General features: G+C 44.2%; 13 protein-coding genes. 6 read left to right on the top strand and 7 right to left on the bottom strand.

Going from position 1 to position 15,381, the window contains the following annotated elements:
• Positions 1-281 precede the first annotated feature (281 nt).
• The 3 genes from KIH87_RS14965 (at position 282) to KIH87_RS14975 (ending at position 3,864) form a co-directional block, all read left to right on the top strand.
• Entirely contained in the window at positions 282-2,882 is a 2,601-nt protein-coding gene (locus tag KIH87_RS14965; protein ID WP_232358654.1) for a TonB-dependent receptor plug domain-containing protein, read from the top strand.
• Between the two features lie 190 nt (positions 2,883-3,072).
• Positions 3,073-3,660, top strand: a complete 588-nt coding sequence (locus KIH87_RS14970; protein ID WP_232358655.1) for an RNA polymerase sigma factor — start codon at positions 3,073-3,075, stop codon at positions 3,658-3,660.
• Positions 3,661-3,864 (top strand): hypothetical protein, encoded by a 204-nt coding sequence (locus tag KIH87_RS14975; RefSeq protein ID WP_232358656.1) that lies wholly within the window; start codon positions 3,661-3,663, stop codon positions 3,862-3,864.
• 64 nt (positions 3,865-3,928) lie between these two features.
• Here KIH87_RS14975 and KIH87_RS14980 read toward each other — a convergent pair whose 3' ends face one another.
• The 6 genes from KIH87_RS14980 to KIH87_RS15005 form a co-directional block, all read right to left on the bottom strand.
• On the bottom strand, positions 3,929-5,245 hold the full coding sequence (locus KIH87_RS14980; protein ID WP_232358657.1) for a tetratricopeptide repeat protein: 1,317 nt from the start codon (positions 5,243-5,245) through the stop codon (positions 3,929-3,931).
• Between the two features lie 9 nt (positions 5,246-5,254).
• Complete coding sequence (locus KIH87_RS14985) at positions 5,255-5,863, bottom strand: energy transducer TonB (RefSeq protein WP_232358658.1); 609 nt, start codon at positions 5,861-5,863, stop codon at positions 5,255-5,257.
• A 2-nt stretch (positions 5,864-5,865) separates the two neighbouring features.
• On the bottom strand, positions 5,866-6,273 hold the full coding sequence (locus KIH87_RS14990; protein WP_232358659.1) for an ExbD/TolR family protein: 408 nt from the start codon (positions 6,271-6,273) through the stop codon (positions 5,866-5,868).
• A 77-nt stretch (positions 6,274-6,350) separates the two neighbouring features.
• On the bottom strand, positions 6,351-6,884 hold the full coding sequence (locus tag KIH87_RS14995) for a MotA/TolQ/ExbB proton channel family protein (RefSeq protein ID WP_232358660.1): 534 nt from the start codon (positions 6,882-6,884) through the stop codon (positions 6,351-6,353).
• 17 nt (positions 6,885-6,901) lie between these two features.
• Entirely contained in the window at positions 6,902-8,233 is a 1,332-nt protein-coding gene (locus KIH87_RS15000; protein ID WP_408635816.1) for a MotA/TolQ/ExbB proton channel family protein, read from the bottom strand.
• A gap of 47 nt (positions 8,234-8,280) precedes the next feature.
• On the bottom strand, positions 8,281-9,006 hold the full coding sequence (locus KIH87_RS15005) for a DUF3450 domain-containing protein (RefSeq protein ID WP_408635817.1): 726 nt from the start codon (positions 9,004-9,006) through the stop codon (positions 8,281-8,283).
• A 319-nt stretch (positions 9,007-9,325) separates the two neighbouring features.
• Between KIH87_RS15005 and KIH87_RS15010 the strand changes: the two genes are divergently transcribed.
• From KIH87_RS15010 to KIH87_RS15020, 3 genes are all read left to right on the top strand, one after another.
• The gene (locus KIH87_RS15010; protein WP_232358663.1) at positions 9,326-10,708 is read left to right on the top strand and encodes a sigma-54 interaction domain-containing protein; all 1,383 of its coding nucleotides are present in this window, start codon (positions 9,326-9,328) and stop codon (positions 10,706-10,708) included.
• Positions 10,709-11,152: 444 nt separating this feature from the next.
• Positions 11,153-12,439 (top strand): SdrD B-like domain-containing protein, encoded by a 1,287-nt coding sequence (locus tag KIH87_RS15015; protein ID WP_232358664.1) that lies wholly within the window; start codon positions 11,153-11,155, stop codon positions 12,437-12,439.
• A 266-nt stretch (positions 12,440-12,705) separates the two neighbouring features.
• The gene (locus KIH87_RS15020; RefSeq protein WP_232358665.1) at positions 12,706-13,989 is read left to right on the top strand and encodes an SdrD B-like domain-containing protein; all 1,284 of its coding nucleotides are present in this window, start codon (positions 12,706-12,708) and stop codon (positions 13,987-13,989) included.
• A gap of 90 nt (positions 13,990-14,079) precedes the next feature.
• On the opposite strand, the gene KIH87_RS15025 is transcribed toward KIH87_RS15020, so the two are convergent.
• Positions 14,080-15,378, bottom strand: coding sequence for a hypothetical protein (locus KIH87_RS15025; protein ID WP_232358666.1), 1,299 nt, complete (start codon positions 15,376-15,378; stop codon positions 14,080-14,082).
• Positions 15,379-15,381: the final 3 nt, after the last annotated feature.

The following is a 15,381-nucleotide window of genomic DNA, read 5'->3' on the forward strand; positions in this document are numbered from 1 at the left end:
TTAATACCAATATATTTACCGAGTAAAAGAAATTGGCAACGGATAGGCAAAATAACCTCTCTGACAAAGAAAATTTATTTCCTCCCCAACCAAAAAAACCATTGTTTTTTGGTTCTTTTCTAACTATAAAGAGGAGTTGTTCTCGCTAGTTCGGGGACAAAAACCAAGGAGCAAATAAAGAGGTCGATACCAAAATCGCGGTCAACGGAAAGACGAAAAAACACAGTAAGTGAACGATTCTCGACCAATAAATCAGTAAAGTAATCCATTGGGGACACACAATGAAAACGCAACTATCCCAATTGTCGAAGAGCATTCGTCTAATTACGGCAGCCTCTTTAACGGCATCATTAACAGTAGCGCTACCTACCATTGCTCAAGAAGAGCAAAGCGCTAATGAATCTGTAGAAAAAATTGCTGTTGTTGGTACTCGTGCAGCACCTCGCTCAATCGGCGACTCTGCAGTACCAGTAGACATCATTTCGGAAGAAGAGTTCCGTAGTCAGGGTTCTACTGACATGGTATCCATGATGCAATCAGCAGTACCATCTTTTAACGTTAACGACCAACCTATCAACGATGCATCAACATTGGTTCGTCCTGCCAACTTGCGTGGCATGGCTTCTGACCATACTTTGGTGTTGGTAAACGGTAAACGTCGTCATCGTTCTGCAGTTATCACCTTTTTGGGTGGTGGCTTGTCTGATGGTGCTCAAGGTCCAGATATTTCAACTATTCCATCTATCGCATTAAAACAAGTAGAAGTGCTACGTGACGGCGCTGCCGCTCAGTACGGTTCTGATGCGATTGCCGGGGTAGTTAACTTTGTATTGAAAGATGACGCCGAAGGCGGATCTTTTGAAGCTCGCTACGGTTCATACTATGAAGGTGACGGCGATACTTACCAGTACTCTGGTAACATTGGTTTGCCGTTCACTTCTTCTGGTTTTGCTAACTTCAGCTTTGAATACCGTGAAGCAGATGCAACTGTACGCAGTGTACAACGCGACGATGCACAAGCATTGTTCGACGCAGGTAACACAGCGGTTGCTAACCCAGCTCAAATTTGGGGTAATCCAGAAATCATGGATGACTTCAAATTGTTCGCCAACATTGGCCTTGAACTGAGCAATAACAGCGAAGCATACCTATTCGGTAACTACGCGACTCGTGAAGTGGACGGTGGTTTCTACTATCGTAACCCACACACTCGTGGCGGTGTATACGCGGGCGAAGAAGTTAATGGTCAAGCAACCCTGTTGGTTGGCGACCTTGACGGTGTAGGCACAGGTATTGACTGCCCAACTGTATTTGTTGGTGACAACGTACTGAACTCTCCAGAATACGCTATCATTGCAGATAACAGCACTGCTGTTGGCGCGAACTGTTTCGCATTCAACGAAATGTTCCCTGGCGGTTTCACACCTCGTTTCGGTGGTACAGTTGAAGACGCTTCAATTGTATTAGGAACTAAAGGTCAATTTGCGAATGAAGTATCTTACGACGTAAGCTTCTCTTACGGTCAAAACGAAGTTGACTTCACAATCCGTAATACAGTTAACCCTTCTTTGGGTCCAAATTCTCCTACAGAATTCAGCCCAGGTCGTTACACTCAAGCAGAACAAAGCTTCAACGTAGACTTGTCCAAACCTTTCGATGTAGGCTTGTCTGAGCCTCTGTTCCTTGCTGGTGGTTTTGAATACCGTCATGAGTCATACGACTCTGTAGCTGGCGATCCTCAGTCTTACGAAGTAGGTTCATTGGCTTCTCAAGGCTTTGGTATCGGCTCTAACGGTTTCCCAGGTCTAGCCGCTCGCTTCCAGGGTAAAGACTCTCGTAAGAGTGTTGCCTTGTACCTTGACTCAGAAGTGTATCTGACTCAAGACTTGATGGTTGGCGCAGCTATCCGTTATGAAGACTTCTCAGATTTCGGTAACACAACCAAAGGTAAGTTGTCTGCTCGTTGGCAGGTAGCAGAAAGCTGGGCAATTCGTGGTGCTGTTTCTACAGGCTTTAAAGCGCCTACAATTGGTCAAAGCAACGTGCGTAACGTAACCACAGCATTCAGTGCTGGTGGTTTGGTTGACCGTGCAACATTGCCTCCAACAGATCCTATCGCGATCCAAAAAGGTGCGACTCCTCTTGGCCCAGAAGAATCAACAGCATACAGCATTGGTTTGGTTGGCGAATTAGACAATGGTCTGTTCTTGACGATTGACTACTTCAACATCGAGCTGGAAGACCGTATTAGTACAACTTCAGGTTTAAGCTTAAGTGATACCGACATCGCAGCGTTATTAGCAGCAGGTGTTAGCGACGCTTCCAGCTTCAGCGAAGTTAGCTTCTTCACCAATGACTTCACCACCACAACCGAAGGTGTAGACATTGTTGCTAACTACAGTATGGAAATGTTCGGCGGCGACACCAAGTTCTCCTTGGCGTACAACTGGACTAACACTGAAGTTGACTCTGTTAAATACTTCTCAATCAACGGTGAACTTCAGAAGAATATCTCTGATGATCGTATCCGTATGATCGAAGACAACTTGCCACCAGTACGTTACAGCTTGACTGCCAACCACACTAATGGTGACTGGCGTGTAATGGGTCGTTTGAACTACTTCGGTAGCATCTTCGAAGACCACCTGGATTCTGGTTTGCCTATCGACAAAGTGGGCTCAGAGTTCACAGTTGATCTGGAGTTGGGTTATACCTTCAACGACAACATCACTTTGATCCTTGGCGCGAAGAATGCCTTCGACGAATACCCAGATGCGAACACCATGTGGGATAGCGAAATTGCAGGCTCTACGTACCCAACCACTTCACCAATCGGTATCAACGGTGGTTTCTACTACTTTAGAGGTATTTACAACTTCTAAGCATCATATTTGATGAATGTAAAAAATGGGGAGCTTGATCGCTCCCCATTTTTTTATATCTATATGTGCTATAACTTGGGTTTTTAGTGAAATTTTTTTCTACGTTAAAACCACATCTTTAGTGTTTAGCTATTGTGTAATATCCTTCTCTGTGATTAAACTATGAACTCATAAATAAGTTTGAGCAATTATGAGCAAAAGATCAGAGCTAGTAGATGTATTTCTTAATTACCGCACCCAGTTAAGACGTGCGGTTAGCGGAATTGTACGCAGCGATGATATTGATGACATTGTTCAAGAAACTTTTATCAAAAGCTACGAAGCTGATTTAAAACAAGATATTAAGTACGAGCGAACTTACATGCTAAGAACCGCTAGAAATCTTGCTTTAAATCATGTTTCCAGAGCTTGCGAAAGAAGCAATGTTTCGATGGAAGAGTGCGGTGAATTTGACACCAATCTCATGGGGGCTCACCTGGAGACCCTATTTGAAAGCAAAGAGAGATTCTTTCATTTCTGCCGAGCTACCGACATGCTATCAAATGAAGTAAAGCGCGTATTTATCCTGAAAAAAGTGTATGGTCTCAGCCAAAAGGAAATTGCGGATCACTTGGGAATTAGTGAAAGCATGGTGGAAAAACATGTAGCTAAAGGGCTACAGAAATGCTCCAACATACTGGAAAGACTTAATTTGTTAACAACAAAAAACAAGTCTGACACAGTCAAACCATCAAGACTCGCTATTCCATCAAATTTATTAGAACTTAGTAAAAGCTAAATGAATACCAAATCTGACTTGGCAAAAAAAGGCGGAGCGCTTGAACTTGCTAGTGTATGGATTAGCCGCATAGATCGAGGTCTGGATCCAGATGAAGAAAAAATGCTGGGTGAATGGTTAAAGGAGTCCGAATGCAATATGGAAGCCTTGTTTAGTCTGGCTACACTTTGGGACAACCTGAGTTCATTGAATAAGTTCAAATAGCACATTTTCATATTAAAAAGCCGCATATAAACTGCGGCTTTTTCGTATCTAAAAGGCTTGTTAGCTATAGTTCAGCCTGCATTCTCTCAAAGCTTTTCTGCTCGCCTGAAACGAAAGACTGCCATTGTTGAGCCATCTTGCGCGTCTGCTTGAATTTTTCAGCCAAGGCTAATTGATTCAACGCCTCATTAAATTCCTTCTTGTTAAATAGCGCCATGCCAATAACCAGATGAGAAGTGCCAGGGTTACGCAATCCACCTTTCTCGATAGACTTTTCCGCTTCTGCAATGGCTTTGTCCCACTGTTCCATATTCAGGAAAATCTGGCTCAACTGGGCATTGAGCTCTCCATCAGTAGACAACTCTGCCGCAGCTTGCATAACCGGAATAGCTTTGTCATTTTCCTTGGCTGCTGCCCAGCATTGTGACAAGAAACGCAAATTACGCAGATTCTTTTCCAGCTTGCCGTTATCAAAGGCTTCTTCCATCAAACGAGCCGCTTTATAAGGCACTTGATGGTAGTAATACAGCTGAGACAAGTTGAAGATATCAGAGCCCTTCTCAACATACCCCTGCTGATAAGCCGACTCCATTACAGCTAACTGCTTTTTCTCTTCACCAATCTCGCCGTACATACCACCTAGCTGCAACCAATATTTAGGCTGGTCGTAATAACGAACTAATTTAACCAGAATATCAGTCACCTTCTTAGGCTGCTTTAGCTCGTAATAAATTGCGCGTTGCAAGATATACCAGTTTTCTTCAGCAATACCCTTTTCAGGATCAGCTTCTACCAACTCAATCGCTTTGTTGATATGAGTTAATGCAACGTCATATTGCTTTTGCTGATAACGAGCCTGAGCTTTTAACAGGAAGTTTTTAGGTGGAATATCACCGGTTTGTAGTGTTTCCCAACGCTCCAGATACTCGATACTTTTATCAAATTTCCCTTGCATCAAGCTCAACTGAGACAAACTAAACAAGGTCGTTTGTTCAAAAGATTCCGGAATAGGCTGTTGTGCAACCACCTGCTCAAACGATGCAATCGCCTCGTCGTATTTCTCGGCATTGTAATAAATGAACCCATAAAAGTTGTACATCATAGCTTTTTCATAGCTATTCATGGAGTCACTTTTATCTTTCACCTTATCCAATACTTCAATCGCCTCGGCAACCTTACCTTCGTCACCCAAGGCCTGAGCGCGAGCTAACTGTTCGTAAACACGAGCTCTTAGTGCCGGTGTACGACGCGTTTTACGTTCTTTTTTCTCTTCCTGTGCATAAGCTTTGCCTGAATCAGCAACAGGAACGATAGAAGGAGCTACCAATATAGCAACGGTTGAAGCCGTCAATATGGAAACTCGCAAGAATTGTTTGATCATTGCGCCTCCTTAACCATCGATCTCAAATGAGATACGGTTTTGAACGCCTGCCACTTCAGTTGGCTCTCCATTCACCACTCTCGCCTTATATTTGAACTTCAATGCCGCGTCGATTGCGGCCTGCTCAAATATGCCTTCAGGATTGGCTTCCACCACGATAGGATCTCGAACCGAACCTTGCTTGGTCACTGTGAATTCCACGATAACATAACCTTCAATACCACGTTGTAGTGCTCTACGCGGGTACACAGGCGCCACCTTAACGATAGGCAAGTATTCACCATCACCAGACTCAAGCGCCAAACCACCACCAAGATCCAGGTCATTGCCCACATCAGCGGCAAAGTCTATATTTCCGCCCTCTGAATTAGGTGAAGCAGAATCAAGTTGTGGTTGGTTCATTTGCGGTGGAGGTTCTTTCGGCGGAGGCGGTTTACGCGGTTTGCGTTCCTTTTTCTCCGCCGATTCTTCTTTCTTTACTCGTACAAAGTCCAGAACACTGCCGCGAGGCGGATCTGTTAATGCACTACCGCCACTCTTGATCAGCGACTGCATCACATAAAACAGCGCCAGCGTAATGCCCAGACTTAATACTAACGCGATTAATATCCGTGACATAATTACTGCTCTGCTGCTGCGATAGATACGTCGTAGGCTCCCGCTGCTCTGGAAGCGTCCATTACTTTAATCAGGGTATCCACATCGGCTTTCTTGTCAGCCTGAATCACCACTGAGCCTTGAGGGTTTTCCGCTTTCAAGCGTTCAATGTTGGCCTGAACTGCACGTTGGTCAACCTTACGCTTGTTGATCCAGATCTCGCCCTTGTCAGAAATAGCCACCAAAATGGTTGCCCGAGGTTTGGAAACTGCCGTTGCAGCTTCTGGACGATTCACATCAATACCCGCTTCTTTTACGAAAGAGGCTGTAACAATGAAGAAAATCAACATGATAAATACAACGTCCAGCATGGGCGTCATGTCAATTGTGGCTTCTTCCTCTTCCACCAGGTTTTGAAAATGTTGTTTCATCTTTCTCTCACTTACCCTTGGTTTGGGTTAAGTGCCGACCAATATCGGCACTCAGTTATGTCTTTCAGCCAATCGGTTTAGCCTTTGTGGCGATCCAGTTGCAATGCATCTTCAATGTGTAAGCGCTCAGACTTGGTGGTACGAACCAACCAGGTAGAAGCAAATACACCAGAAAGAGCGCCAACCATGCCAGCCATAGTAGGAATGGTTGCTTTGGATACACCTGACGCCATTGAACGAGCGTTACCCGAACCGGAAATAGCCATTACATCGAATACTTCAATCATGCCCGTTACTGTTCCCATCAATCCCAACAATGGACACAACGCGACCATGGCCTGGATCACCGGAATTGAAGTTTTCAAGCTCAAATCCAAACGGGAAACCAACATTTGGCGAATTTGCTCTGCGTTCCAACTGCTCTTATCTTTTCGAGCATACCAGTTGGCGATTACGTGCTCTTTTTCCTTGCGATGCCAAATGAAGAAGTACAGTGCACGTTCCAGAATCAGTAACCACATCACCATGATTAGGAAACCAATGGCCAGAAGTACCTGACCACCTGTTTCTGTGAAATCCCGAATGGCTTCTAAAAATTCAATTAAGAACATTGGTCTACTCCTTGAACTTACGCTGTTTGCTCAGCGCGTTCAGCAATGACTCCAGCAGACTGTTCTTGAAGAATACTTACGATAGCTTTACTACGCGTGTTCAGCAGTGCGTACAGTAAGGTAGTCGGAATAGCCACAACCAAACCTAATACTGTGGTGACAAGTGCTGTAGAAATACCGCCAGCCATCAATTTAGGGTCTCCCGTACCAAACAAAGTAATTGCCTGGAAGGTGTTGATCATACCGGTAACAGTACCGAGTAGACCCATAAGCGGAGCAACAACCGAGATAATCTTAACGATGGTCAGGAAGCGAGTCAGCTTCGGCAATTCGCCCAGAATCGACTCAGTCAAATGCAATTCCAATGCTTCAACATCGGCATTTGGATACTGATCACGAACCTGCATCACTCGACCAAGAGGGTTGTCGTTTTTGAAAGTGGTTGATTTCAACTGACGATCAACTTTCACCTTAATCAATGAAAGGGTGATCAATCTTTCCAACGCTAACAACAAACCTACCGCACCAACAGCCAGAATGATGTAACCAACCAAGCCACCTTGCTCAATACGTTCTTGCAAGTTAGGCGCTTGTACCAACAAACCAAGGATAGAACCACCGGTTGGATCCAAACCGAACTCAACAAACTCGCCTTTAGACGCTTGCAGTGCCGCAGCGCTGTCGCCGTATCTGTCGGCTGGCTGGCGAATCAATTCTGCTACAGTGCCCGTTGCACTGTTGTAATCCAGATATTTGCCATCAGCAATCAAAGCGAAAGGCCCAACACGAACCACATCTTTGGTTACTTTGGTTCCACCCGCTTCAACCACGTCGGTAGAAAAGCGTACAACCTTACCGGATTCCGTCATTTCACGTTGAACTTCAAACCAAACGCGCTCAATTTCTTCGATAGACGCCAACTTCGAGCTGGTTCCCATTGATTGCGCCAGGTTATCCAAAAATTCACCACGTCCTGGAATTTCGGCAGAAATCACAGAGTTAGCAAATTTGTTTTTGGTGTCACCCGATACTTGCTGCAACACACCAAACAGTTCTTTCAAAGAACCCAGACGCTTGCTCAAGGCTTCATTCAAATCAGCGATTTTGAACTCGTTCTCTTCGAAGCTGGTTTCCAGACGCTCACTGCGGTTTAACTCGTTGTTACGAGTGTCAGTCGCTTCACGCAACATGCGATCCTGTTCAGATACCTTCGCCATGAACTCTTTTTCACGGCTAGCATTCTGTTGATTCTGTTGGTATTTACCTTCTTCCAACTGCTTCAATAAAGCATCCAGATCCAAAGGTTTGGATTCCGCAGCCATTGCACCGCCAGCCATGAAGGAGGTCATCAATGCAGCAGAGATAAATTTAAACATGCTTTTCATTATTCCCGCTCCTACTCAGTCATCGCCACTGGCAGCATTAGAAGGTCTGGTGCCATTTGTTTCTTCGCCATACGTAGACCTTTCGTTACCTGAGTACGATAACTGGAAGGTAGCGCTTCCCATTGATTGGTTTGCTTGTTCCAAACACCTTGCAAGCTTGCATCACGAGTTTGATATACCAACAAGGTACGACCAACACGCAAGAAATCGACGTCACGCGCAGTACCTTCAACCGTCAACAAACCGGAATACGCTTCCATGGTACGACCGTAGTCCATTTCAACCTGATAGGCTTCCATCACTCGACGGAATTTTTCAGAAACAGACACATCCGCACGATCCATCATGTCGCGCAAATCCGCAATTCGCTTGCTACGCTCTTCCGGCAAGAAAGGCACATCTAAAGACACGAACTGTTCCAAACCGTCGATCATGCGCATCATCAATGGCGTAATTTGACGCTCGATAACGCTGACTTCGTCGATAGACTTGTTCAGGTCAGCCATTTCCTGAACCTGATTCTGGATTTGCTTTTGCAACTGAGCGTTGTAAACACGCAAACCATCGGTTTCTTTATTGATGGTTTTGAATTTCTGAATTTTGCTCTCGATCTTGTCGGTAATACCGTTGATCTTCTCTTGCGAGCTTGCTGCTGACTCGTTGATTTCAGAGGCAGCTTTTACAACAGGCTTTAAATACCCATCTTCTTGTGCAATTCCCGTATTAGCAAAGGCCATGCTGGCTGCTAATACTGCGACTGGGAACGTCTTGGAAAGCTTCATATAGTCTTACCCTAAGCGTGATGATTACTGGCAGAAATGCCCTAATTTTGCTGGGGGCAGTTTAGGCAGGGTATGTGACAGTTTTATTACATTTGAATGAGGACTGGATGAAAACTCTAAAGCTGAATAAAACTAACTTTACAGCAGGTAAAAATATTCATCAGAGATGGTTTAAAAGAAGAGTTCGTTTCAAATAGCGGAAAAGAGAAAAAATTTCTGCAACTTCAATTTTCCTTTACTACACTTTTTTCAGTCAACCAACAAAGGGGATGTTATGCCTTCGGTAGCTATCATCGAAAGCTGTAGTCATACCATTGAAGAAATAAGACATTCAATCGCTCAAACCAACCATAAGATCATTGCTATCACAAGTGAATTTGAAGAGTCGATACTCACCCATCTTTGCCCAGATATTATCATAGCCGACTTTTCGTTCGTGCAACGAAAGCAATTCATGTTGTTTATGGAAAAGCTTCATTCAATTTCCCCCAACACCATTATTATTGCTGCAATAGAAACCAATAACGACGCATTGGTAGAAAAGGCGCTAGAAATCGCGGTTAACGACATCATTCGCAAGCCCATATGCGCTCGGGAACTCGTTCACAGAATACAACTGAACAGTGAGCTCAAGTCATTGCTCAAAGAAGCAAATGCTTCAAATAAAATCGCACCGTCTACCAAGCAAGAAACGCAAAAGAATAATCTGTCATCGGATCAGATTCTGGGCGACAGCGAACAAATTCATCAACTCAATGCCACTATCAAGCGAGCTTCCAGACTGGATTGGAATGCACTAATTCTCGGTAAGTCAGGCTCAGGAAAAGAACTGGTAGCCAAAGAAATCCATAAAAAAAGTAACCGCTGGAGCAGCCCCTTTATTGCATTAAATTGCGCTGGATTAAATGAGAGTCTTTTGAACTCTCAGTTATTTGGTCATGAAAAAGGCGCATTCACTGGCGCAGACAAACAAGTCAAAGGTGTATTTGAACTGGCAGATTCAGGGACATTGTTTCTGGACGAAATAGGCGACCTTCCACTCAGCATGCAAGGGATACTACTTCGTGTGCTGCAAGACAGCCAGGTAACCAGAGTGGGCGCTCAAACCCCGATCAATGTGGATGTTCGTCTCGTATTCGCGACTCATAAACCTCTTCAGCAGTTAGTGCAAGAAGGAAAGTTCAGAGAGGATCTGTACTACCGAATTAACAGCCTGATTATCAATGTGCCCAGCCTTAAAGAAAGACGCTCCGACATTCCGCTGTTATTAACCAGTTTCCTGAATAAGCTATCTATCAGTATTGATGAGGATCCCAAACAACTGAATGCCGACGCCATGCATTGGTTAACGCAGCAATTATGGCCTGGTAATGTTCGACAACTTCAGCAAGTTGCCAGAAAGCTGACCTTGCTCACCTACAAATATATTTCCCTGGAGGATTGTATGGAAGCTTACGGCGCAGAGCATGTAGAACAGAATGTACAACCTCGGCTGGAAATCTCTAACTATAAAAATATTCAACAAAAGAATGAAGCTGAATATATTCGTAAAATCCTAATAGAATGCAATGGTGTCCGTTCCGACGCTGCGAAAAGGCTTGGCATTGGACGAGCTACCCTCTATAGAAAACTGAAATCATTAAATATTGACGATTAACCCAGTCTTATGGAACGGAATTCCCCTTCACATTGCATTTTCTTTTCAGCCCTTGCTTATTATAACTAAGCGAGACTCTCTACACTTACACATCAACCAAAAGCTTCTTCATCAACATAAAACTCCCTTTATCCCCCCCCATTTAAAGCAAATTTAATTTCCAATCACATTAGAGCGTGTTCTTACATGAATGCATTCTACATGATTGATTTTTAAGCATTTAGTTGTTTCATTAATGAGACAGGTGTCTCACGTGTCTCACCAATTCCTTCAAGATTGAGACACTTTTTCCAGCAAACGCATATCGGTAAAAATTACAACCGATTGATTTTTAATGATTTTAGAAAAAAATTATGCACTGGCAATATTTTTGCTCTATTGAAAATGACTTAAACACAAGCAGTTTTAATTTTTAACATAGAGCCAATCTGGAAAACTAAAATAATGAAACTAAATAAACTAACAACAAGCATTTTGAAGGGTCTTTTCGTAGCAGCAGTAAGTGTAAGTGCAGTTTCTGCACAACCAAATCTAAGTTTTGATCAATACGATATCACTCAAGTGGGCTGGAGCGTTGTTTACACCGGATGTACTTTTGATGCTGCGTCTCAAACTGCCACTTACAGCTATGACTTGACTGTAGACAGTGCAGAAAAAGATCTGTCTCACTGGGTGCTTGCTTTCGACACGGATATGGTCATTGTTGATTCTACGGGTAACGCTGTAACCGAATTCGGCCTCGACCCAACAACAGGTGTGTACGGCTTCAAATGGGATAGCGGTCAAGATTCTGGCACAACCCAAACCTACACTCTCACAGTGAATGGTGAATGTAATGCGGTAGCAACTGAGTATTCAGTGAAAGGTGGTACCTACTTCGCCATCGGTGAAACAATGGGGCCTTCAGCAGGTGACGGTGGTGGCGATCCAGAAATTACTACCTATTCAATCTCAGGTTCTCTGTACATAGATGCCAACAACAACCAGTCTCTTGATAGCGACGAGCCAGCTTTGAACAATACCACTGTTCAACTACTTGATGACTCAGGTTCTATCATTGCAGAAGCCTTCTCCGACGGTAACGGTAACTACACCTTTGAAGGTTTGCTACCGGGCAATTACACAGTGGTTGTGCCAGAAGCCACTGCCGACATCGACAGCGACTTTAACGAATCATTAACCGAATACTACAACACCTGGTCAAACCTGACTCCCGTGACAGTTGTCTCTCAAGATGTGGCTGACGTTGATTTTGGTTACAGCGCAGATATGGGTGCAGTGTTGGATGACCTTGACCCAACCGACCCTGACGCTGACGGTTACAGCTTCATCGGTTCAGGTAAAACCATCGGTTTCTGGAAGCATCAACATGCCGTTGCTCTTAAAGGCAAAGGTCGTGCTCACATCGACAGTGAAACCCTGACTGATTACCTGACTACTATCGAATCACTTTGGTTGTCTAACCCTTATCAGTTCGGTGCAGCAAAAATCAGTGCAAGTAACGACATTCTGTCAGCGCGTACTTCTGATGAAACTGAACTGCTGAACAAGCAAATGTTGGCGACTGAATTAAACCATGTTGACGGAAGAGGCTTGACCGACAACCTGGAACTACAAGCTACCTTGCTAGCCTACGGTGAATACGTCAGTGCCTATAATGCTCAGTTTACTCGCGAAGAAGTCCTGGCAGTGAAAGACCTGATGGATACCATCAACAACTCTGGTGAATAGTATTTAATCCCGTCCTCAACTTGTTTTAGCTTGGCCCCATCTTAATTGATGGGGCTTTTTTGTTTGTCTTGCTTGTCTCAACTGTCTCAACTGTCTCAAGAAATGATCCATATCTGAGACACTTGTCCCCTTCCCTTTCAGGTAAAAAAGTTGCAGCAACATGATTTTGATAGGCTTTTTACAACCTGCAAAACTGGCAGCCTTCTTGAATCCCTTACATTCTCACTTTCACCAAAATCTCTTCAACTCCATTGGAAATCAAGCTAATGAAATTAAGCAATTTAACATCATGCATTTGTAAAGCGCTTTTTTTAACAGGTTTAAGTGTAAGTAGTGTTTATGCAAAGCCAAATCATAGCTTTGATCAATATGACATTACCGATGTTGGATGGAGTGCGTCTTATACAGGATGCTCCTTTAATGCCGACACACAAACAGCCACCTACAGTTACCAAATGACAGTAGACAGTGCTGAGAAAGACCTGTCTCATTGGGTACTTGCATTCGATACAGACATGGTCATAGTCGATTCAACTGGCAACGCAAATACCGACTTTGGACTCGACCCAACAACCGGTGTGTATGGCTTTAAATGGGACAGCGGTCAAGATTCAGGTACAACGCAAACTTACACGTTAACCGTCAATGGTGAATGTAATGCCGTGGCGACAGAATACTCAGTGAAAGGCGGTACTTACTTTGCCATTGGTGAAACCATGGGCCCGTCTGCTGATGGCGGTGATGGTCCAGACCCTACAACCTATGCTATCTCTGGCTCTGTGTATATTGATGCCAACAACAGTCAGTCACTGGATATTGATGAGCCCGCTCTCAATAACACAACGGTACAATTACTGGATGCATCAGGCTCAGTGATTGCTGAGACGCTATCCAACAGCAGCGGCGATTACCAGTTTGAAGGCTTATTGGCTGGTAGTTACAGTGTTGTTGTACCAGATACGACCACCGACTTTGAAGGCGACTTCAACGAAACATTAACCGAATACTACGATACCTGGTCGAACATGACTTCGGTCACTATTGATTCGCAAGATGTTGCTGACGTTGATTTTGGTTATAGTGCAGATATGGCAGCTGTGATGCACGACCTTGACTCAGCAGACCCAGACGACGACGGATACAGCTTCACTGGTTCAGGAAAAACCATTGGCTTCTGGAAGCACCAGCACGCCGTCGCTTTGAAAGGCAAAGGCAGAGCTCACATCGACAGTGAAACACTCATTGGATACCTGAACACCATTGAATCACTATGGTTAGCCAATCCGTTCCAATTCGGAACTGACAAAATTAGTGCCAGCAATGAAATTCTGTCAGCACGTACATCGGATGAAACCGAATTACTGAACAAACAAATGCTAGCCACTGAGTTAAACCATGTGGATGGCAGAGGCTTAACAGACAACCTTGCACTTCAGGCAACCTTATTGGCTTACGGAGAGTATGTCAGTGCCTACAGTGCGCAATATACTCGCGAACAAGTGTTGGCGGTCAAAGATATGATGGATGCGATAAACAATTCCGGAGAGTAACGTTCAAGCCAAAAACAACTCCAATTGCAAAGCGAAAAGGCGATGAGGATAAATTCTCATCGCCTTTTGTTTGATACTAACCTGGAAACACTAATCCCAGTCAGAAGCGCTCAGATTGTAATCGTGAGCACTGACATTTCCCTTCAATTTCTCCAGCTTGGTTTCTGACCCAACGATAGCCTGATACCAGGAATCGATCATGGATTTTGAGTTCTGCTCACCAAGAAACTCGGTCAATGTGTCTTCTGGTTTCCATTTACGATCTTGCTTGTTGCCACCAAGATAAACACCTCTTCCATCAGCCAAACCGGGAATGTCTTTATGGTTCAAGGATGTCAATTTGTCAGACACAATGGAAATGCGTTGCGCATGATCTTTATATTCACTCAAGTCATCACCCGATGGAGCGACGATCTGACCCAACCCAAAATTCCCATTAAGGTTCAATGGTTGTAACCAGTCTTGAGTGATACTGGCATCCAATTGCACATTCCATCCAGCTAAAAGCTTGCCGACTTTGCTCACAACAGAACGATAAATATGCAGGCCAACAGGGTCTGCATTGCCGTTTTGAGCAGCTTCAGCGCCTCCATAAGGATACAGATTTCCAACTAATGTTGAATGCGTACCCGGCACTTCATATAAACAGAATGTGCGACCATCTGTATCACCTAACATGGTTGGCATAGTGGTAGCAAAACCATGTGAACGCTCATCGTGAGCATAGAAACCATGAAACTCGCTGACGTGCTCAGGCAGTTCCCACCAATTAGTCAGGTTCTTAACAATGGTGTACACACTTTCCGTCAAGTTCTTCGCTCTGGTAACACCTTGAGACAGCCAGGTTTTAGCGCCCATAATCGCGATGTCTGTCCAGCCCAAATCCAGTGCACGAATATTGGTGCCCAAACCAGATACAGGATCAAAAGCGATAACCTTGATATCCAAATCAATACCAGAATCTTCTTCTGATTCAACCTTATCCCAGATCTTGGACAGCATATGCGCGGCATAGATACAACCAATACCACCACGGCTCCAGCCCATAAGCGTTACAGTCAAGGTTAAGTCTCGCTGATTTTGCTGGCGTTGTTGATTAGCACGAAACAGATTGTCTCTGGCTTCCATCACAAAGTTACAGATGTTCTGAACGTCTTCGCGCATTTTCACACCAAAGGCAGTGCCAACAGTGTTGGTAACAATATTGCCGTCCGTTTTGCTGCCACCCACACCATGAATTCTCAGCACATTGGCCTGTTCCTGATTGTTGATGTTCTTGGCATAGTACCCAAATCGGGAAACGATCTCTCCGTGGATAAAGCGCCCTTCTTTTCTAAAGTCTTTATCGTAATTTGAATCAGTACCGTTATAAAAAACATGTAATCGCATGCT

It is taken from the genome of Paraneptunicella aestuarii (assembly GCF_019900845.1).
GTDB classification, from domain to species: domain Bacteria; phylum Pseudomonadota; class Gammaproteobacteria; order Enterobacterales; family Alteromonadaceae; genus Paraneptunicella; species Paraneptunicella aestuarii.

Excerpts from the sequence above, each read along its gene's own strand:
- KIH87_RS15010 (WP_232358663.1), top strand. The coding sequence starts at position 9,326 with ATGCCTTCGGTAGCTATCATCGAAAGCTGTAGTCATACCATTGAAGAA.
- KIH87_RS15000 (WP_408635816.1), bottom strand. The coding sequence starts at position 8,233 with ATGACCTCCTTCATGGCTGGCGGTGCAATGGCTGCGGAATCCAAACCT.
- KIH87_RS15020 (WP_232358665.1), top strand. The coding sequence starts at position 12,706 with ATGAAATTAAGCAATTTAACATCATGCATTTGTAAAGCGCTTTTTTTA.
- KIH87_RS15015 (WP_232358664.1), top strand. The coding sequence starts at position 11,153 with ATGAAACTAAATAAACTAACAACAAGCATTTTGAAGGGTCTTTTCGTA.
- KIH87_RS14975 (WP_232358656.1), top strand. The coding sequence starts at position 3,661 with ATGAATACCAAATCTGACTTGGCAAAAAAAGGCGGAGCGCTTGAACTT.
- KIH87_RS15025 (WP_232358666.1), bottom strand. The coding sequence starts at position 15,378 with ATGCGATTACATGTTTTTTATAACGGTACTGATTCAAATTACGATAAA.
- KIH87_RS14965 (WP_232358654.1), top strand. The coding sequence starts at position 282 with ATGAAAACGCAACTATCCCAATTGTCGAAGAGCATTCGTCTAATTACG.
- KIH87_RS14980 (WP_232358657.1), bottom strand. The coding sequence starts at position 5,245 with ATGATCAAACAATTCTTGCGAGTTTCCATATTGACGGCTTCAACCGTT.
- KIH87_RS14990 (WP_232358659.1), bottom strand. The coding sequence starts at position 6,273 with ATGAAACAACATTTTCAAAACCTGGTGGAAGAGGAAGAAGCCACAATT.
- KIH87_RS14995 (WP_232358660.1), bottom strand. The coding sequence starts at position 6,884 with ATGTTCTTAATTGAATTTTTAGAAGCCATTCGGGATTTCACAGAAACA.
- KIH87_RS15005 (WP_408635817.1), bottom strand. The coding sequence starts at position 9,006 with ATGGCCTTTGCTAATACGGGAATTGCACAAGAAGATGGGTATTTAAAG.
- KIH87_RS14970 (WP_232358655.1), top strand. The coding sequence starts at position 3,073 with ATGAGCAAAAGATCAGAGCTAGTAGATGTATTTCTTAATTACCGCACC.
- KIH87_RS14985 (WP_232358658.1), bottom strand. The coding sequence starts at position 5,863 with ATGTCACGGATATTAATCGCGTTAGTATTAAGTCTGGGCATTACGCTG.